Origin of the sequence: Sulfitobacter alexandrii (genome assembly GCF_001886735.1) — a bacterium.
GTDB lineage: Bacteria > Pseudomonadota > Alphaproteobacteria > Rhodobacterales > Rhodobacteraceae > Sulfitobacter > Sulfitobacter alexandrii.
Map to the genome: position 1 here is coordinate 1,536,698 of NZ_CP018076.1, position 16,787 is coordinate 1,553,484.

Here is a 16,787-nt window from a genome sequence, read left to right on the forward strand (position 1 = left end):
AGAATTAACCAACATCCAAAATCGTTTCGGCGTGATTCAATTGAAGGTTGAATTCTTGCGGAAACCGCCCTGAATTTCTCAACCATAAATAGAATCCAGACATTAATTGGCCGTTCGGTTTGCTCAATTGCCCAATTTATGGCTAATTTCAGAACGTGGGATGAAAGATCAGGGAGAGGAATTCGGCGATCGGGAAAGCCAGCGGTCATGCGACCTTGGCATCGGATCGGCGAAGTTTGTCAGCCGTCCGTTCGCGCGGATCGCCGACGAAGCGGAAGCATTTTCAACTGGGATCATGGGCGCGCTGCCGTGCCGCGCAAGGTCGGCAGGGATACGGCGTCTTTTCAGGTCTCCCTTCGGTGAAACCGCGAACCGCACTCCCCTTGGCCTCTTTCATCGCAAGACCGCCGCGGCGTCATCGCGTCGGGGTCTCAAGTAGTTTTGTCCGGCCATTGAGGGCGGGCAGGTTTATGGAATGAAAAAGGAATTGGACGACATGACCAGACATTTTCTCGGAACAGCAGCCATCGCCGCACTGATGAGCACCGCAGCCTATGCAGGCGAGGGCAACGATGCCACGCTTGACCAGATCGGGGCGGGCAACTCCGCGCTCATCGAACAGATCAGCGACAACAACCAGGCGGGTGGACCGCGCGGGTTGTTCCAGGACGGTGACAACAACGAGATGACCGTCGAACAGTCCGGTTCCATCGGCGGAAACCGCCTGGCCACCGCGAACCGCAACAACGCCCAGTACGGCCAGAACGGTGACAACAACGTCGCCGAGATCGAACAGTCCGGCAACAACAACACCGTGCTCGAACTGTTCCAGAACGCACCCGATACCGGCGCGCCTGCCGACACCAACGTGCTGTCGCTGACGCAGTCCTCCGACGGCAACCTGATCGACTACGTGCTGCAGACCTTCTCGGGTGCCAGCCCGGTCGGCGCGAACGACATGTCGATCGAACAGTCCAACGGTGACGACAACCGCATCTTCAACGCGTCCCAGCAGGGCAACGGCAACACGATGGATGTCGAGATGACCGGCACCTCGAACTTCCTGCGCGTGTCCAAGCAGGCCGGCGTGGCGAACAGCTCCACCGTGATCATCTCGGGCGACGAGAACGGGTTCGACTCGTCCGCTCAGTACAACATCCGTCAGTTCCCGCTAGGCGGCGCCTATGCCGGCACCAAGACCAGCGTGCCCAACGCGGGCGGCCGCCTGCCGCTGGCACCGTCGAGCGTGCAGCAGAATGGCACCGGGAACGGGACCTACGTCGAGCTTCAGGGTAATCGCACCGCCTTTGGCGTCTCGCAGAACGGCAATGGCAACGACGCGCTCGGCATCGTGATCCGCGGCGATGACAACGCCTTCAGCTCGGACCAGTACGGCGACGGCAACACCATCGCGCTGACCACCGTGACCGGCATGGGCAACTCCATCGGCTTCGCGCAGGAAGGCGACGACAACCTCGCCAGCGCGGACGTCGCGGGCGATGACAACCGCGTGCGCCTGACCCAGTTCGGCGATCGCAACGACACGACCCTGTGGGTCGGCACCAGCGACAACACCGCGACGCTGGACGTGATCGGCGACGACAACCGTCTCGAAGCACAGCAGCGCTTCGGCGGGTCGAACGTGATGACCGTGAACGTCACCGGCGACAACAACAACAACAGCGGCGCGCTGTTCACCGGTGCTGCACTCGATGCGCGCAATGCGGCCAACGGTGCGACGGGCCTGACCTTCGGTCGCGGCCGTCTGTGGCAGCACGGCGCCAACAACGACCTGACCCTGACCGTCAGCTCCAGCGACAACCTGTTCGCCACGCTGCAGCAGGGCGACAACAACACCATCAACGGCACCATCGGTGGCGGTGACGGCAACAAGGCCGCCGTGGCACAGCTGGGCAGCGACAACACCGCGACCTTCAGCCAGATGGGCAGCGGCAACAACGCGGGCATCATCCAGTAAGGACGCCCCGCGCAGGATAACGCCCCCGGCCGGATCGCTCCGGCCGGGGGTTTTTCTTTGTGTGATCCCCGAACAGGGCAGGGGCCCGTCGCCGATCATTGCCGCGCCGCCGGTCGCGCGACGGCCCTTGGGCCGTCAACGGTCGCGCCTCGCGGGCGTGACGCAGCGCGACGGTTGATCCCGCCGCCGGGGCAGGCCAGTCTGAAGCCGAACCCACCGGAGCCCCGCATGACCCCTTATGACATGATAAAGGCGCATCTCGACAGCGCCGTACCCTTCGCCACCCACACCGGAATCGACTTGCTCGAGATCGCGGACGGCACCGCCAGCGCCCGGCTGGTGCAGCGGCAGGAAGTATCCAATCACATCAAGTCGGTGCACGCCGGTGCGATGTTCACACTGGGCGAGGCCGCCTCGGGCGCGGCGATGGCGGGCGCACTGGCGCCGATGATCTTCGACCTGCGCCCCGTCGCCGCCACCGCCCGGATCGCTTACGTCAAGGTCGCCCACGGCACGCTGACCGCCCACGCCAAGACCTCTGAGCCGGGTGCCACCCTGCTCGAAACGATCAGGACGGAGGGCAAGGCGGCCTTCGACGTTGAGGTGGATATCCGCGACGAAAGCGACGAGACCGTCGCGGAAATGACCGTGAACTGGCATGTAAGCGCGGCAAGAACCTAGCGGCGCTGGAACGTGGCAGGTGAAATGGTAGGCCCGGCAGGACTTGAACCCGCAACCAAAGCGTTATGAGCGCTCTGCTCTAACCAATTGAGCTACAGGCCCGCCACGACGGTTGGGTAGGCGCGCGGAACGGTTTCGTCAAGGCTTACCGTTGCGCAGAAGGCGACGATGCACTAACCCCGGCGCCAACGGGATCACTGCGCCGGGGGCCATGACATGTCGACACCAAGTAACGGGATCACCTACGCGGATGCGGGCGTCGACATCGACGCCGGCAACACGCTGGTGGAGCGGATCAAGCCCGCGGCGAAACGGACCGCGCGGCCCGGCGTCATGTCGGGGCTGGGCGGGTTCGGCGCGCTCTTCGATCTCAAGGGTGCGGGCTTCTCCGACCCGGTGCTGGTCGCGGCGACGGACGGCGTGGGCACCAAGCTGCGGATCGCCATCGACACCGGCAACGTGGACAGCATCGGCATCGACCTTGTCGCCATGTGCGTCAACGACCTCGTGTGTCAGGGGGCAGAGCCGCTGTTCTTTCTCGACTATTTCGCCACTGGCAAGCTGGAGATCGACAGCGCCACCCGCATCATCGAAGGGATCGCCGAAGGCTGTGCCGCTTCGGGCTGCGCGCTGATCGGCGGCGAGACGGCCGAGATGCCGGGCATGTACCATGCGGGCGACTTCGATCTCGCGGGCTTCGCGGTGGGCGCGATGGAGCGGGGCACCGAACTGCCCCGCGCGGTGGCCGAGGGCGACGTGCTGCTGGGCCTGCCCAGCGACGGCGTCCATTCCAACGGCTATTCGCTTGTCCGCCGCATCGTCGAACTCAGCGGCCTCGGCTGGGACGATGCCTGCCCCTGGGGCGGGGGAACGCTGGGGGCGGCGCTGCTCACCCCGACGCGGCTCTACGTCAAGGGCGCGGTGGCCGCCCTGCGCGACGACTGCGTGCGCGCGCTGGCGCATATCACCGGCGGCGGCCTGACGGAGAATCTGCCGCGCGTGCTGCCCGACGGGCTCGGCGCCGAAATCGATCTCGACGCATGGGCGCTCCCGCCTGTCTTCGACTGGCTGGCGGAACAGGGCGGCATGGCACAGGCCGAACTGCTCAAGACCTTCAACTCCGGAATTGGCATGATCGCCGTCGTCGCGCCCGACAGGGTGGAGGCCGCCCGCGCCGCCTTTGCCACGGACGGCCACGACGCCATCGAGATCGGGCGCATCACCGCCGGCAACGGCGTGACGTACCGGGGCAGCCTGAGGTGACGAAACGGGTTGCGATCCTTGCCTCCGGCGGCGGGTCGAACATGCGCGCGCTGGTCGCGGACATGACGGGCGACCACCCCGCGCGGCCCGCCGTTGTGCTGTCCAACAACGCCGACGCCGGCTGCATCGCTTGGGCCAGGGCGCAGGGAATCGCGACCGAGGTGGTCGATCACCGCCCCTTCGGGTCCGACCGCGCGGCCTTCGAGGACGCGGTAAGCGCCGCGCTGGCCCCCCATGCGCCGGACATCATCTGCCTCGCGGGTTTCATGCGCAAGCTGACCGCCGGTTTCACCGATGCCTGGGCCGGGCGCATGATCAACATCCACCCCTCGCTCCTGCCCAGGTACAAGGGCCTCGATACCCATGCCCGCGCGCTCGCGGCGGGGGATGCGGAACACGGCTGCACCGTGCACGAGGTGACCGCCGCCCTCGACGACGGCCCGATCCTCGGCCAGGCGCGCATCCCCGTTCTCCCCGACGACACGCCCGAGACGCTCGCCGCCCGCGTGCTCGTGCAGGAGCATCGCCTGTACCCGGCCGTCCTGCGCCGCTTTGCGGCGGGCCTGCGCGACCGGATCGACCTGACGGGGTGACTGGCAAAGGCCGCGGACATGCTGTAGCTGTGTCCGGACCAGCAGTTCAGAAGTGACTCCATGAAAACGATCACCAGTACCGCCGACCTGGCCGCCTTCTGCAAGGAGGCCGCCGACCACGACTACGTTACCGTCGACACGGAGTTCCTGCGCGAACGCACCTATTATTCCAAGCTGTGCCTCGTGCAGCTGGCCATGCCCGGCAAGGACGACAGCAACGCCGTGCTGGTCGATCCGCTGGCCGAAGGCATCTCGCTCGATCCGCTCTACGAGCTGTTCCGCGACACGTCGGTGGTCAAGGTGTTCCACGCCGCCCGGCAGGATCTCGAAATCTTCTACGTCGATGCGCAGGTCTTTCCCGAGCCGCTGTTCGACACGCAGGTCGCGGCCATGGTCTGCGGATTCGGCGAACAGGTGGGCTACGAGACGCTGGTGCGCAAGATCTGCCACACCGGCGTGGACAAGACCTCGCGCTTCACCGACTGGTCCCGCCGTCCGCTGACCGAAGATCAGAAGAAATACGCCCTGGCCGACGTGACCCACCTGCGCCAGATCTACGAATTCCTGCGTGACAAGCTGGAGGAAAGCGGCCGCGCCCGCTGGGTCAGCGAGGAACTGGAAACGCTGACCAGCCCCGACACCTACGTGACCCAGCCGCGCGAGGCGTGGAAGCGGGTCAAGACACGGACGTCCTCGCCCAAGTTCCTCGCCATCGTCCGCGAACTGGCGGCCTTCCGCGAGGACTATGCCCAGAACCGCAACGTGCCCCGCAACCGGGTGTTCAAGGACGATGCACTGGTCGAACTTGCCAGTCTCAAACCGTCCACCCCCGAGGAACTGGGCCGCGCTCGGCTGCTCCTGCGCGAAGCGCGGCGCGGCGACATCGCGGACGGCATCCTTGCGGCGGTGAAGGCAGGTGTCGCCTGCAAGCCCGCGGACATGCCCCAACCGGACCGGAGCCGCGACAAGCTTCAGGTGAACCCGGCCCTCGCCGATCTGCTGCGTGTGCTGCTCAAGGCCAAGACGGAGCAGGCCGGCGTCGCCGCCAAGCTCATCGCCCCGGCGTCCGATCTCGACGGCATCGCGGCAGGACTGCGTGACGTGCCCGCCCTCAGCGGCTGGCGGCGCGAAGTCTTCGGCAACGACGCCTTGCGCCTGTGCGACGGGGAAATCGCCCTCACGGCCCGCGGCAACGATGTCAGGGTGGTTGAACTTTGACACCCAAACCATTTAAGGAGAACACAATGTCTGAAATCACCCGCAAACATACCAATACCCGGATGAGCCAGATCGTCACGCACAACGGCACCGTCTACCTCGCGGGCCAGGTCGGTACGCCGGGCGCCAGCGTCGCGCAGCAGACCCAGGATTGTCTCGACAGCATCGACAAGCTGCTGGCAGAGGCGGGGTCGGACAAGTCCCGCATCCTGCAAGCCGTGATCTGGCTGGCCGACATGTCCGATTTCGAAGAGATGAACGGCGTCTGGGATGCCTGGGTTCCCGAAGGTCAGGCGCCCGCCCGCGCCTGTGGCGAGGCCAAGCTCGCACGCGCCGACTTCACGGTGGAAATCATCGTGACCGCCGCCGCCTGAGCCCGGTCGCGGGATCAAGAATTTCCCGTAAGTTATTGAAAATGCAGCCTTCGCTGATCTCGTGTCAGCGGCGGCGCGTTTCCTGGGCGTTCAGCGCGCCCTCCACGCGGATCACGTCGACATTGCGCAGTTGCTGGTCGGTCAGTTTGCGGCCCGCCGTCACTTCGCGCGTCGGCACGGTCCCGACGGGCGTGTTCGCCTTGGGGCGAACCCCTTCCAGCCGGTAGGTCAGCACGCCGTTCACGGGTTCTTCGTCCTCGTTCGCGGGGGTCAGCTGCACCGCGTAGATGCCCTGCCGCGCGGCAAGGCCGGTCGCGCGGATGATCGCGCCGCCGGGCACCCGTTCCACCGTCAGGTCGGTGACCTGCTCGAACGGGCGGCCAAGGTAGATCTCCTCGTTCGCACGACCGCGCGAAAAGAAACCGTTGCTGCGCGGTATCAGCGGGTTGGTCGATTCCGGTGCGGTCGTGGCGACCGAACGGGACTGTCCGAACCAGTTGAACGGGTTGACCCGGCTGTCGCGGATGGCCCCGCAGGCCGACAGGGTCAGGCTCAGAGCCGCGAAAAGGGTCAGGGTCTTGCGCATTGTGCCGCCTCGGGTGTTTTCTTGATCTTTGACTAGCCTATTCGACAGTCCTTGGGAAGGGGGTGGACCTTTGCCGGGGCGCTGCTTACCTCTGGCCCAGGTGCAATTCAGGGGAACCGTCCATGGCCAACGCCGCTTTCGAAGAGCTTGTCGAGGATTTCGAATTTCTGGACGACTGGGAAGACCGCTATCGCCACGTCATCGATCTGGGCAAGGCGATGGACCCGCTCGACGAGGCGCTGCGCGTGCCCGCGACCAAGGTGGACGGTTGCGCCAGCCAGGTCTGGCTTCACGCGCAGTTCGACGACGGCACGCTGCATTTCGACGGGGCGAGCGACGCGATGATCGTGTCGGGCCTGATCGCGGTGCTGCGGGTGCTCTACAACGGGCTGAGCCCGGACGAGGTCGTCGCGGTCGATGCCCGCGCGGAAATGGGCCGCCTCGGGCTGAACGATCACCTGTCGGCACAGCGGTCGAACGGTCTGCGCGCGATGATCGAACGGATCAGGGAACTGGCGGCGCAGGCGGCCTGAGCGCGAGGTCCGGCATCCACGCCAGCGTCACCGCGGCAAGCACGATATACCGGCCCCCCTTGGCCAGCGTCACCAGCAGCACGAAGGGGCCGATCGGCATGCGCATCACTCCCGCCACCACCGTCAGGGGATCGCCCACCAGCGGCAGCCAGCTGCCCAGCAGGGACCATCGCCCATAGCGCGCGTACCAGCCCTGCGCGCGCGCAAGCTGGCGCGGCGACACGGGAAACCAGCGCCGGTCGCGAAAGTGCAGCAGGTACCGGCCCAGCACCCAGTTGAGCACGGACCCCAGCACGTTGCCCGCCGTCGCCACCAGCACCAGCAGCACCACCGGGTGCGTCCCGGCCACCATCAGGCCGACCAGCACCGCCTCGGATTGCATCGGCAGGAGCGTCGCCGCCACCAGCGCCGCAAGGAACAGGGCAAGATATCCGATCACCCTCCGCGATACCCCACCGGGTCCGCCGTGGTCACAGCCGGGCCAGCGCCGTTTTCAGGTCACCATACCCGGTATAGCGCCGCTCGAACGCCAGCCCCAGCGTCTCGGCGCAGGCGCGGGCCTTCTCCGTCAGCGCGGGGTCGTCGGTCTGGGCCTGGTACACCAGCTTTTCGTAGTTGCCGAAATACATGTCCCGCAGTTCGGGATGCCGGTCGAGCCCCATCGGCTTCATGATGAAGGCATCGAACTGCCGGACGAGGAAATCGGTCAGGTAAAAGGCGGTGAATTCCTCTTCGGCCTTTGCCGCAAAGGCATCGTTGCCCTCGAAGAAGCTGTAGCAATGCGGCCCCGCCACCATTTCCACCCCCAGCTCGGCACAGGCCGCCTGAAGCTGCCCGCCGGTGCCGCAATCGGCGTAGACCACGAAGATGTCGTCGTAATCGGCCCGGTGTTTGGCGACGGCCTCGCGCACCGCGGCGGTGATCCGGTCGGGAAACAGGTGATACTTCGCGGGAAGACAGGTCAGGTCCAGGTGCGTCCAGCCGTTGACGGCTTTCAGGTCGAGGATCTCGCGCGCCAGCGCCCCGCAGGCGATCAGCAGGATCCGCCCCCGCGGCCGTTCCAGTTCCAGACCGGTTTCGGTCAGGGTATCGTCCGACGGGATCATCGCAGGCGCACGGCGGTGCCGTAGGCGACGATCTCGGAAGCGCCGTTCATGATCGACGATGTCTCCATCCGGCACCCGACAACGGCATCCGCGCCAAGGTCACGCGCGGCGGCGGCCATCCGGTCCAGCGCCTGTTCCCGCGCGCCCGCCAGCATCGAGGAATAGCCCTTCATCTCGCCGCCAACGAGGTTGCGCAGGCTCGCCAGCACGTCCGTGCCGATGTGCTTGGCCCGTACCGTCGCCCCGCGCACGAGGCCCAGCGTCTCGACCACCTCGCGGCCCGCGATCCCTTCGGTCGTGGCGATCAGCATGTCACTTCTCGATGCGATCATAGTGATCGTCCTCCCTGTTCGACAGCCGCTCGCCGATCACGCGGGCGACGATGTAGGCCACCAGCGCGGTCGGCACGGCAAGGGTCATCCCCGCCCAGGGCGATACGCCGACGGCCACCAGCAGCAGCCAGCCCAGCCACAGCGTGGCACCGGCGGCGGCGATCACCGCGATCAGGATGAGGACAAGGCGTTCCAATGGCATATTGAGGCTCCTTTCCCGTCAACATGGTGCTTCCGCGCCGCAATGAAAAGAGCCTGCCGTGCGCCGCAAGGCTCCGCAGGGCAGGGCGGGTCTCCGACCCCGGCGGCAGCAAAAAGGCCCCCGGAACGCACCGGGGGCCTGTCAGGATCTCGCGGTCTATCGACCTGCTCAGGCGCTCTTGGCGCTGTTGTGCTTGCGGTGCATCCATTCCTTGGCGGTTTCCACCGCCACGGCGGCATCGCGGCAATAGGCGTCCGCGCCGATGGCCTTGCCGAATTCCTCGTTCAGCGGCGCACCGCCCACGAGGATGATGTAATCGTCGCGGATGCCCTGTTCGACCATCGTGTCGATCACGACCTTCATGTAGGGCATCGTCGTGGTCAGCAGGGCGGACATGCCAAGAATGTCGGCCTTTTCCTTCTCGATCGCCTCGAGATAGTTTTCCACGGGGTTGTTGATGCCCAGGTCGACGATCTCGAAACCGGCGCCTTCCATCATCATGCCGACAAGGTTCTTGCCGATGTCGTGAATGTCGCCTTTTACCGTGCCGATCACCATCTTGCCGATGGTCGGCGCACCGGTTTCGGCCAGCAGCGGCTTGAGGATGGCCATGCCGCCCTTCATCGCGTTGGCCGCCAGCAGCACCTCGGGCACGAAAAGGATCCCGTCGCGGAAGTCGGCGCCGACGATGGTCATGCCGCCCACGAGGGCCTTCGTCAGGATGTCGTAGGGTTCCCAGCCCCGGTCCAGCAGGATTTGCACGGCCTCTTCGATCTCTTCCTTGAGACCGTCGTAGAGGTCGTCGAACATCTGTTGGACAAGCTCTTCGTCATCGAGCTCGGAGAGGATGATTTCTTCATCGTCAGACATGGTGGTCCCTTCTGCCGTCTTTGCAGGTGCGGTGCGCTTTCGCCTACATGTCACGAATTCCCGCCATCGGAAGAGCGAATTGCGACATGGGCCGCGTAAAGCGCGACGCCATCGGCCCAAGACTACGCTTTTTATGCCCGGGGAGACAAGGCGTTGACGCCTCGAATGCCATCTAACCGGATTGCCCATGTTCCCATTTTGTTCTAACGTTCGGCATGGATAGGGAAGATCGGCGATTCAGGGTGGTCGGACGCGCGGCGGGCAGCAACCATGCCGGCCGGTTCGAACGGCACGCGCGGGTGCAGGTGGACGATGGCTGGACGCCGGAGGACGATCTGCCGGTGCTGCGCACCCATACCGCGATCGAGGTGCCGCGCAAGGTCATCACCTACAACACCTCGCCCGATCTGCCCTTCGACCGCTCGATCAACCCTTACCGGGGCTGCGAACACGGCTGCGTCTACTGTTTCGCGCGGCCCAGCCACGCCTATCTCGGTCTCTCGCCGGGCCTGGATTTCGAGACACGGCTGGTGGCGCGGCCCGAGGCGCCGTCGGTCCTGAAACGCGAACTGGCGGCGAAATCCTACCGCGTCGCGCCCATCGCCATCGGCACCAACACCGATCCCTATCAACCGATCGAGCGGGAGCACGGGATCATGCGCGCCTGCCTCGAGGTGTTGTCGGACGCGGGCCATCCCGTCGCCATCGTGACCAAGGGCGCGCTGATCGAACGCGACCTCGACATCCTGTCGGACATGGCCGCGCGCGAGCTGGTGCGTGTCGGCATATCGGTCACCACGCTGGATGCACGGTTGAGCAGGTTGATGGAACCCCGCGCCCCCGCGCCGCAACGACGCTTGCGGGTGATCCGGGCCTTGTCGGACGCGGGCGTGCCGGTGCGCATCATGGCCTCGCCGCTGATCCCCGCGCTGACGGACCCCGAGCTCGAGGCGATCCTCGCCGCGGGCCGCGATGCGGGCGCACGCCATGCCAGCTGGATCATGCTGCGCCTCCCGCGCGAGGTGTCGCCGCTGGTGCAGGACTGGCTTGCCACCCATTATCCCGACCGGGCGGACCGGATCATGGCCCGCCTGCGCGAGATGCACGGCGGCAAGGAATACGACGCCACGTGGCATCGCCGCATGCGGGGGGAGGGGCCCTACGCCGAGATCATCGCGCGGCGATTCGACGTGGCGATCAGGCGGCTGGGGCTCGACCTGCGCTCTGGTCCGATGCGCTGCGACCTGTTTCGCCCGCCGTCCAGGGACACGGCCCAGCTCTCCCTGTTCTGACTGCGGCGGGCGACGGGTTAACGCATTTTTATCCAATATTAACAGTGCGTTAAGTTACCCATGGGTAACGTGCTGCCGGGGTGTCAGCCGCGGCGGCGGCCACCGCGCCGCTCGCGCTTGGGCGCACCGCCGTCACCGGTGCCGTCACTGTCCGAAGAGAACGGCCCGAGAACCGATACGATCTCCTCCAGCGTCGGCGCGGGCCCCTTGGGCTGGCTGTCCAGCGCCGCCCGCATCGCCACCAGATGCTCCGGCATGGTCCCGCAGCAGCCGCCGATGATCGTCGCGCCGCAGTCGCGTGCCATCACCGCGTATTTGCCCATCAACTCCGGCGTGCCGTCATAGTGGATATGGCCGTCCTTGTACTTCGGGATCCCCGCGTTGCCCTTGGAAATGATCGGAAGCGCGGGATTCTTCGAGGCGAAACCCAGCACCGTGCGCAACAGGTCGGAGGCCCCGGTGCCGCAGTTCGCGCCAAAGGCGAGCGGCCCGTCGTCCAGCCCCTCGACCATGTCCACCATCCCTTCCGAGGTCACGCCCATCATGGTGCGTCCCGCCGTGTCGAAGCTCATGGTGCCGCACCACGGCAGGCCCGCGCGGGCAAAGCCCTCGGCGGCGGCCTTGTATTCCTCGGGCGCGCTGATCGTCTCCAGCCAGCCGATGTCGACGCCGCCGGTCTTGAGCCCGTCCGCGGCCTCGTGGAACATCTCCACAGCGGCGGCATGGCTCAGCGTGCCGACGGGTTCCATGATGTCCCCGGTCGGGCCGACCGATCCCGCGACGATCACCTTGCGCCCTGCCGTATCGGCCACCTCGCGCGCCAGTTCGGCGGACACCCGCGCCAGTTCATGCACCCGGTCCTGCGCTCCGTGCAGCTTGAGCCGCGATGCGTTGGCGCCGAAACTGTTGGTCAGGAACAGGTCGCTGCCGCTGTCCACCGCACCGCGGTAAAGCTTGATGATCTTCTCGGGCTCTTCCACGTTCCACATCTCGGGCGCGTCGCCGGACATCAGCCCCATGTTGAACAGGTTGGTGCCGGTGGCCCCGTCGGCCAGCAGATAGCCCTTTTCGGCCAGAAGATCGGTCAGTGCATTGGACATGATTTTACTCCGCGCGTGTTTCCCTGCCTATTTCACGCGGTCCGCGCTGTCGCAAGTTCATATTCCTCATCTTGTTCATGAAGCGCGGTTCCGTGGATCAGCGGCGGCGGATGGTGCACCTCGCGGGCGATGTCCGCCAGCGCCAGCAGCAGTACCCCACCGCCGGGAGCGGCGGCATAGCGCGGCGACCAGCGCGGCGCGAAAGCGGACTTGAACCGTGTCAGCCCGTCGGCCCCGGCCCGGTCAAGCACCGCCCGGCAAAGCCATGCCGGCAAGGGGCGCTTCAGCGCCGCGATATCGGGCACGGCGGCAAGGCTCAGGCGGGTCAGCCCGCGCGCTCGCGCCTCCGTAACGGCCGCCGTCACCAGCGCCTGCATCGTGCCATCGGGGGCCCGCGCCGCCAGCCGCATCAGGTCCAGTGCCATGTCGCGGGGCCCCGCGTGAAAGGTCGCGAAACCGACCAGTTCCGCGCCCTGCAGGGCAAGGAAAACCCGCTGCCCCGCCACGTAGTCGGGACAGAACCGCCCCATGGTGCCACCTCGGGCGCCGCCGTTGCGATGCTGCCACTCCGCATCGAGCGCGGCCATCCGGGCAAGCGGCAGCCGCGCCGCCGGCCGAACCTCGACGCCCGCCTTCGCCGCCTGGCGCAGCTTTCGCCGGAGGCTCCGGCAGCCCGGTCGGTCGAGATCGAAGCGCTGCGGATCCAGCAGCGCCTCGCGCGCGATGCGCGTCACGTGCCAGCCCGCCGCCCGGACGCGGGCCGCTTCCCGCGCGCTGCACTTGTAAAGCACCGGCACCCTGTTCCGGGCGCGCGCCTCGCGGTGCAGGGCCATGAGGGCTTTCCGGTGAAGAATGGCCGCGCCGCCCGGCAGCACCACCAGCGCCTGCGGAGTCGGCCACAGGGCGGCGGGGCGGCCGCCAAGCATCGCCAGATGACCCCCGTTCTGGCGCAGCAAGCCCAGCTCCGCGCCGGTATCGCCGCAGGGCACCGCCCCGGTCCGGCGGGACGTGCCGCGCGGCAGGGGCCGCACCAGCGCCACGGCCCCCAGAAGGGCGGGCAGGGCGTAATAGAGCGCACGGTAGCCCATCACAGCCGCCAGCAGATCGGCTTTCGGCACGTCGGGCAGCAGGGCCAGCAAGGTCAGTTCGAACGGCCCGGCGCCCCCCGGCGCCCCCGACAGCAGCCCGGCGCCGAAGGCGAGCAGGAAGACCGGCACGAAGCCGGGCAGCGTGACCGTGCCCTGCGGCAGCAGCAAGTAGAGCACCAGCGCCGCGGCCAGCAGGTCCACCAGCGCCCAGAACAGGATCGATCCCATGGCCGGCAGGCTCGGCACGGCCCGCAGCCAGCGCGCGACCCGCGGCAGGGGCGGGGGCGGCCCGAAGGCCGCGAGCGTCGCGCACAGCGGAAGCGCCGTCACTGCGGCCAGCGCGGGCGGCAGGGTCCACGCCGGCGCGGGCAGCAGCAGGCAGGCCAGCGCGGTGATCCACCCCCATGCCAGCAGGAAGCTGGCTGCCACGCACGCCGAGAGCCGCAGCGCCGTCGCGACCCCGAGTTGCGGCAGCAGCCGCTGGCGGACGAGGGCACCCGTCAGCACGCCGAAGCCGAGGGTCTGGGACAGGGCGATGGCCACGGTCCCGCTGAAGCGGGCGTGGCGGGGCGACAGCCCGGTGTCCAGATGCCGGTGGAACAGGGCGTCGTACCGGCCCAGGGCGGCAAAGCTGACCGCGACGCAGGCCAGTGCCAGCGCAAGGGCGGGCGCGCCGACGTTGCGCAGGCCCGCGGGCAGGGCGCGCCAGGGCGTGTCCCCAAGCTGCAGGCCAACCAGCCAGAGGCTGCCGAGCGTGATGCCCGGCGGCACGGCCAGCCGCGCCGTGCGCGCGACCTGCCGTCCTGTCCAGATCCGCCTTGCCATGGTCCCGACCCCCGCTCTTTCTCGACCGGGGTCGTATAGGCGGTGGCGGCCCTCCAAACTGTTAAGACCGGGCAGGCAACGCAAAAACGCGCCCTTCATTTGACTGAAAGGCGCGTCGAATGCGCGTCAATGCCCGCGTGGGATCGCGGGCGGGCCGGGGGTCAGTCGGTCTCGCTGACGATCTGGGCCTTGGCCTCGGTCATCAGCGAAGCCATCTTGGCGCGGATGGTCGCCTCGTCCGCGCGGTGGCCGAGATCGCCCGACACCTTGCGGAACACGTCCTCGTCGCCCGCTTCCTCGAAGTCGGACTTGATGACCTCGCGCGCGTAGGCCGCGGCGTCGTCGCCCGTCTTGCCCAGCAGGTCCGCGGCCCAGAGGCCCAGCAGCTTGTTGCGCCGCGCCTCGGCCTTGAACTGCATTTCGGCGTCGTGGGCGTACTTGTTCTCGAAGGCGTTCTCGCGGTCTTTCATCGTGGACATCTGGGTCTCCCTGGCAAAGATTGTCTGCGCCTAGATGTGGGTGCGGCCGCTGCGCGGCGCAAGGGAAAAGCGCCCCAAGGCGTGCTTGCGGTAAGCGCACCCATAGACTAAGAGGAGCGCGAACGGGCCACGCATCTCTCCTCCCGGCGGGCCCCCTTTGCGGAAAGGACGCCCATGGCCCGGCGCAACAAGATCTACGAAGGCAAAGCCAAGATTCTCTACGAAGGTCCCGAACCCGGCACCATCGTACAGTACTTCAAGGACGACGCCACCGCCTTCAACGCGCAGAAGAAGGACGTGATCGAAGGCAAGGGCGTGCTGAACAACCGCCTGAGCGAATTCTTCATGACCGGGCTGAACCAGATCGGGGTGCCCACGCATTTCATCAAGCGGCTGAACATGCGCGAGCAGCTGGTGCGCCAGTGCGAGATCATCCCGCTCGAGGTCATCGTGCGCAACTTTGCCGCCGGGTCCATGGCCAAGCGGCTGGGGATCGAGGAAGGGATGCAGCTGCCACGCCCGATCGTCGAATACTGCTACAAGGACGACAAGCTGGGCGACCCGCTGGTCACCGAGGAACACATCGCCGCCTTCGGCTGGGCCAGCCAGCAGGACATGGACGACATCCTGAGCCTTGCGCTGCGGGTGAACGATTTCCTCTCGGGCGTGATGATGGCCGTGGGCATCAAGCTGGTGGACTTCAAGATCGAGATCGGCCGCGTCTACGATGGCGACTTCCAGCGCCTGATCGTCGCGGACGAGATCAGCCCCGACAGCTGCCGCCTGTGGGACATCGAGACCGGGCAGAAGCTGGACAAGGACGTGTTCCGCCGCGACCTGGGGTCGCTCACCGACGCCTATACCGAAGTCGCGCGTCGGCTGGGGGTGATGCCGAAATCGTCGACGCCGATTTCCAAGCCGACCCTCATCAACTGAGACCGGCCGCGCGCCGGAGTATTTTTGGCATAAAGAAGCGAGGGGACGCGCCATGAAGGCACGGGTGCATGTGATGTTGAAGAACGGGGTGCTCGACCCCCAGGGCGAAGCGGTGCGCCATGCGCTCGGCGCGCTCGGGTTCGACGGCGTGAACGGCGTGCGGCAGGGCAAGGTGATCGAGCTCGACCTCGCGGAGGGCACCACGGAGGCGGACGTGACCGCCATGTGCGAGAAGCTGCTGGCCAACACGGTCATCGAATCCTACACGGTGGAGATGGCCTGATGCGGGCCGCGCGGCTGACGCAATGGCGCGCGCCGCTCGAACTGGTCGAGGTGGAGACGCCCGACGTACCGGAGGGCGGCGTTCTGCTGCGGGTGCTCGCCTGCGGCATCTGCCGGTCCGATTGGCACGTCTGGACCGGGGCGGACCCCGACGTGGTCCTGCCCCATATCCCCGGACACGAGTATTGCGGCGAAGTGGTCGCCGTCGGTGACGGCGTGACGCGCTGGCGCCCCGGCGACCGGGTGATCGCGCCGTTCATCCTCGCCTGCGGCCGCTGCCCCGACTGCGCGGCGGGACATCAGACCGTCTGCGCGCGGCAGGTGCTGCCGGGGTTCACCCAGGCCGGATCCTTTGCCGAGATGGTCGCCGTGCCCTTCGCCGACACCAACCTGACGCCCTTGCCCGAGGGGCTGGACCCGGCGATCGCCGCCGCGATGGGCTGCCGGGTGACCACCGCCTACCATGCGCTGACCGGCCGCGCCGCGGTGCGGGCGGGCGAATGGGTCGCCGTCTTCGGCGCGGGCGGCGTGGGGCTGTCGGCCCTGCTGCTTGCGCGGGCCCTCGGCGCGCGGGTCGTCATGGTGGACGTCGTGCCCGAAAAGCTCGCCACCGCGCGCGATCTGGGCGCCAGCGGCGTCGTGAACGCGGCCGAGGCCGATCCCGTGGCGGCGATCCGCGACCTGACGGGGGGCGGCGCAGACGTGGCGATCGAGGCGCTGGGGCTACCGGAGACCACCGCCAATGCCCTGCGGTGCCTGCGCAAGCTGGGGCGGATGGTGCAGGTCGGCATGCCGGCGGGCGCGCATTTCACCATGCCGGTCCCGATGGACGCGGTCTATGGCGGGCAGCTTGCCCTGTTCGGCACCCGGGGCATGCCCGCATGGCGGTACCCCTCGCTGCTGTCGCTGATCGCGGCGACCGATCTCGACCTGTCCCCGCTGGTCACCCGGCGCGTCGCCCTGTCGGACGCGACCGCGGAACTGGCCGTTTTCGACGGGCCCGCACCTCCCGGCGTGGCCGTCATCACCGACTTTCAATCCTAGGAGAT

General features: G+C 67.2%; 20 protein-coding genes and 1 tRNA gene. 11 read left to right on the forward strand and 10 right to left on the reverse strand.

Going from position 1 to position 16,787, the window contains the following annotated elements:
• Nucleotides 1-496: 496 nt before the first annotated feature.
• Together BOO69_RS07420 and BOO69_RS07425 are read left to right on the forward strand one after the other, a co-directional pair.
• Nucleotides 497-1,978: a hypothetical protein gene (locus BOO69_RS07420; protein ID WP_172839509.1), complete on the forward strand. Its 1,482-nt coding sequence runs from the start codon at nt 497-499 to the stop codon at nt 1,976-1,978.
• Between the two features lie 228 nt (nt 1,979-2,206).
• A complete protein-coding gene (locus BOO69_RS07425; RefSeq protein ID WP_071971596.1) occupies nt 2,207-2,659 on the forward strand; it encodes a DUF4442 domain-containing protein in 453 nt (150 codons plus the stop codon).
• Nucleotides 2,660-2,684: 25 nt separating this feature from the next.
• On the opposite strand, the gene BOO69_RS07430 is transcribed toward BOO69_RS07425, so the two are convergent.
• Nucleotides 2,685-2,761, reverse strand: a tRNA-Ile gene (locus BOO69_RS07430).
• Nucleotides 2,762-2,875: 114 nt separating this feature from the next.
• On the opposite strand from BOO69_RS07430, the gene purM reads away from it, so the two are divergent.
• From purM to BOO69_RS07450, 4 genes are read left to right on the forward strand one after another with little or no spacing between them, the layout of a single operon-like run.
• Nucleotides 2,876-3,922 (forward strand): phosphoribosylformylglycinamidine cyclo-ligase, encoded by a 1,047-nt coding sequence (gene purM / locus BOO69_RS07435; RefSeq protein WP_071971597.1) that lies wholly within the window; start codon nt 2,876-2,878, stop codon nt 3,920-3,922.
• Nucleotides 3,919-4,515, forward strand: coding sequence for a phosphoribosylglycinamide formyltransferase (purN, locus tag BOO69_RS07440; protein WP_071971598.1), 597 nt, complete (start codon nt 3,919-3,921; stop codon nt 4,513-4,515). Before purM ends, purN begins: the two co-directional genes overlap by 4 nt.
• A gap of 60 nt (nt 4,516-4,575) precedes the next feature.
• Nucleotides 4,576-5,733 carry a ribonuclease D gene (rnd, locus tag BOO69_RS07445; RefSeq protein ID WP_071971599.1) on the forward strand — a complete coding sequence of 386 codons (1,158 nt, stop codon included), beginning with the start codon at nt 4,576-4,578 and terminating at the stop codon, nt 5,731-5,733.
• Nucleotides 5,734-5,759: 26 nt separating this feature from the next.
• On the forward strand, nt 5,760-6,107 hold the full coding sequence (locus BOO69_RS07450; protein WP_071971600.1) for a RidA family protein: 348 nt from the start codon (nt 5,760-5,762) through the stop codon (nt 6,105-6,107).
• Between the two features lie 64 nt (nt 6,108-6,171).
• On the opposite strand, the gene BOO69_RS07455 is transcribed toward BOO69_RS07450, so the two are convergent.
• On the reverse strand, nt 6,172-6,693 hold the full coding sequence (locus BOO69_RS07455; protein WP_071971601.1) for a hypothetical protein: 522 nt from the start codon (nt 6,691-6,693) through the stop codon (nt 6,172-6,174).
• 122 nt (nt 6,694-6,815) lie between these two features.
• On the opposite strand from BOO69_RS07455, the gene BOO69_RS07460 reads away from it, so the two are divergent.
• A complete protein-coding gene (locus tag BOO69_RS07460; protein ID WP_071971602.1) occupies nt 6,816-7,226 on the forward strand; it encodes a SufE family protein in 411 nt (136 codons plus the stop codon).
• Here the strand turns inward: BOO69_RS07460 and BOO69_RS07465 are convergent.
• The 5 genes from BOO69_RS07465 to BOO69_RS07485 all read right to left on the reverse strand — a co-directional run bounded on the left by BOO69_RS07465 (nt 7,198) and on the right by BOO69_RS07485 (nt 9,736).
• Nucleotides 7,198-7,665, reverse strand: a complete 468-nt coding sequence (locus BOO69_RS07465; RefSeq protein ID WP_071971603.1) for a YqaA family protein — start codon at nt 7,663-7,665, stop codon at nt 7,198-7,200. The two genes, BOO69_RS07460 and BOO69_RS07465, sit on opposite strands and share 29 nt — an antisense overlap.
• A 31-nt stretch (nt 7,666-7,696) precedes the next feature.
• Nucleotides 7,697-8,332: a DUF1638 domain-containing protein gene (locus BOO69_RS07470; RefSeq protein ID WP_071971604.1), complete on the reverse strand. Its 636-nt coding sequence runs from the start codon at nt 8,330-8,332 to the stop codon at nt 7,697-7,699.
• On the reverse strand, nt 8,329-8,664 hold the full coding sequence (locus tag BOO69_RS07475) for a YbjQ family protein (protein WP_237267587.1): 336 nt from the start codon (nt 8,662-8,664) through the stop codon (nt 8,329-8,331). The genes BOO69_RS07470 and BOO69_RS07475 overlap by 4 nt, the downstream gene beginning before the upstream one ends.
• On the reverse strand, nt 8,645-8,866 hold the full coding sequence (locus BOO69_RS07480) for a hypothetical protein (protein ID WP_071971606.1): 222 nt from the start codon (nt 8,864-8,866) through the stop codon (nt 8,645-8,647). The genes BOO69_RS07475 and BOO69_RS07480 overlap by 20 nt, the downstream gene beginning before the upstream one ends.
• Nucleotides 8,867-9,034: 168 nt before the next feature.
• Nucleotides 9,035-9,736 (reverse strand): corrinoid protein, encoded by a 702-nt coding sequence (locus BOO69_RS07485; RefSeq protein ID WP_071971607.1) that lies wholly within the window; start codon nt 9,734-9,736, stop codon nt 9,035-9,037.
• A gap of 215 nt (nt 9,737-9,951) precedes the next feature.
• Here BOO69_RS07485 and BOO69_RS07490 point away from each other — a divergent pair, with 215 nt between their 5' ends.
• Entirely contained in the window at nt 9,952-11,028 is a 1,077-nt protein-coding gene (locus BOO69_RS07490; RefSeq protein ID WP_071971608.1) for a PA0069 family radical SAM protein, read from the forward strand.
• An 83-nt stretch (nt 11,029-11,111) separates the two neighbouring features.
• Here the strand turns inward: BOO69_RS07490 and bmt are convergent, their stop codons facing one another.
• The 3 genes from bmt to BOO69_RS07505 all read right to left on the reverse strand — a co-directional run bounded on the left by bmt (nt 11,112) and on the right by BOO69_RS07505 (nt 14,520).
• Nucleotides 11,112-12,128 (reverse strand): betaine--homocysteine S-methyltransferase, encoded by a 1,017-nt coding sequence (gene bmt, locus BOO69_RS07495; protein ID WP_071971609.1) that lies wholly within the window; start codon nt 12,126-12,128, stop codon nt 11,112-11,114.
• Nucleotides 12,129-12,160: 32 nt separating this feature from the next.
• Nucleotides 12,161-14,041, reverse strand: a complete 1,881-nt coding sequence (locus BOO69_RS07500) for a phosphatidylglycerol lysyltransferase domain-containing protein (protein WP_071971610.1) — start codon at nt 14,039-14,041, stop codon at nt 12,161-12,163.
• 161 nt (nt 14,042-14,202) lie between these two features.
• Entirely contained in the window at nt 14,203-14,520 is a 318-nt protein-coding gene (locus BOO69_RS07505; RefSeq protein WP_071971611.1) for a DUF1476 domain-containing protein, read from the reverse strand.
• A gap of 174 nt (nt 14,521-14,694) precedes the next feature.
• On the opposite strand from BOO69_RS07505, the gene purC reads away from it, so the two are divergent.
• From purC to BOO69_RS07520, 3 genes are read left to right on the forward strand one after another with little or no spacing between them, the layout of a single operon-like run.
• The gene (purC, locus tag BOO69_RS07510; RefSeq protein WP_071971612.1) at nt 14,695-15,456 is read left to right on the forward strand and encodes a phosphoribosylaminoimidazolesuccinocarboxamide synthase; all 762 of its coding nucleotides are present in this window, start codon (nt 14,695-14,697) and stop codon (nt 15,454-15,456) included.
• A gap of 52 nt (nt 15,457-15,508) precedes the next feature.
• The gene (purS, locus tag BOO69_RS07515; RefSeq protein ID WP_071971613.1) at nt 15,509-15,739 is read left to right on the forward strand and encodes a phosphoribosylformylglycinamidine synthase subunit PurS; all 231 of its coding nucleotides are present in this window, start codon (nt 15,509-15,511) and stop codon (nt 15,737-15,739) included.
• The gene (locus tag BOO69_RS07520) at nt 15,739-16,782 is read left to right on the forward strand and encodes an alcohol dehydrogenase catalytic domain-containing protein (protein ID WP_071971614.1); all 1,044 of its coding nucleotides are present in this window, start codon (nt 15,739-15,741) and stop codon (nt 16,780-16,782) included. Before purS ends, BOO69_RS07520 begins: the two co-directional genes overlap by 1 nt.
• Nucleotides 16,783-16,787 lie beyond the last annotated feature (5 nt).

Coding starts and splice junctions, on each gene's coding strand:
- BOO69_RS07420 (WP_172839509.1), top strand. CDS start 497: ATGACCAGACATTTTCTCGGAACAGCAGCCATCGCCGCACTGATGAGC.
- BOO69_RS07425 (WP_071971596.1), top strand. CDS start 2,207: ATGACCCCTTATGACATGATAAAGGCGCATCTCGACAGCGCCGTACCC.
- purM (WP_071971597.1), top strand. CDS start 2,876: ATGTCGACACCAAGTAACGGGATCACCTACGCGGATGCGGGCGTCGAC.
- rnd (WP_071971599.1), top strand. CDS start 4,576: ATGAAAACGATCACCAGTACCGCCGACCTGGCCGCCTTCTGCAAGGAG.
- BOO69_RS07450 (WP_071971600.1), top strand. CDS start 5,760: ATGTCTGAAATCACCCGCAAACATACCAATACCCGGATGAGCCAGATC.
- BOO69_RS07455 (WP_071971601.1), bottom strand. CDS start 6,693: ATGCGCAAGACCCTGACCCTTTTCGCGGCTCTGAGCCTGACCCTGTCG.
- BOO69_RS07460 (WP_071971602.1), top strand. CDS start 6,816: ATGGCCAACGCCGCTTTCGAAGAGCTTGTCGAGGATTTCGAATTTCTG.
- BOO69_RS07470 (WP_071971604.1), bottom strand. CDS start 8,332: ATGATCCCGTCGGACGATACCCTGACCGAAACCGGTCTGGAACTGGAA.
- BOO69_RS07475 (WP_237267587.1), bottom strand. CDS start 8,664: ATGATCGCATCGAGAAGTGACATGCTGATCGCCACGACCGAAGGGATC.
- BOO69_RS07480 (WP_071971606.1), bottom strand. CDS start 8,866: ATGCCATTGGAACGCCTTGTCCTCATCCTGATCGCGGTGATCGCCGCC.
- BOO69_RS07485 (WP_071971607.1), bottom strand. CDS start 9,736: ATGTCTGACGATGAAGAAATCATCCTCTCCGAGCTCGATGACGAAGAG.
- BOO69_RS07490 (WP_071971608.1), top strand. CDS start 9,952: ATGGATAGGGAAGATCGGCGATTCAGGGTGGTCGGACGCGCGGCGGGC.
- bmt (WP_071971609.1), bottom strand. CDS start 12,128: ATGTCCAATGCACTGACCGATCTTCTGGCCGAAAAGGGCTATCTGCTG.
- BOO69_RS07500 (WP_071971610.1), bottom strand. CDS start 14,041: ATGGCAAGGCGGATCTGGACAGGACGGCAGGTCGCGCGCACGGCGCGG.
- BOO69_RS07505 (WP_071971611.1), bottom strand. CDS start 14,520: ATGTCCACGATGAAAGACCGCGAGAACGCCTTCGAGAACAAGTACGCC.
- purC (WP_071971612.1), top strand. CDS start 14,695: ATGGCCCGGCGCAACAAGATCTACGAAGGCAAAGCCAAGATTCTCTAC.
- purS (WP_071971613.1), top strand. CDS start 15,509: ATGAAGGCACGGGTGCATGTGATGTTGAAGAACGGGGTGCTCGACCCC.
- BOO69_RS07520 (WP_071971614.1), top strand. CDS start 15,739: ATGCGGGCCGCGCGGCTGACGCAATGGCGCGCGCCGCTCGAACTGGTC.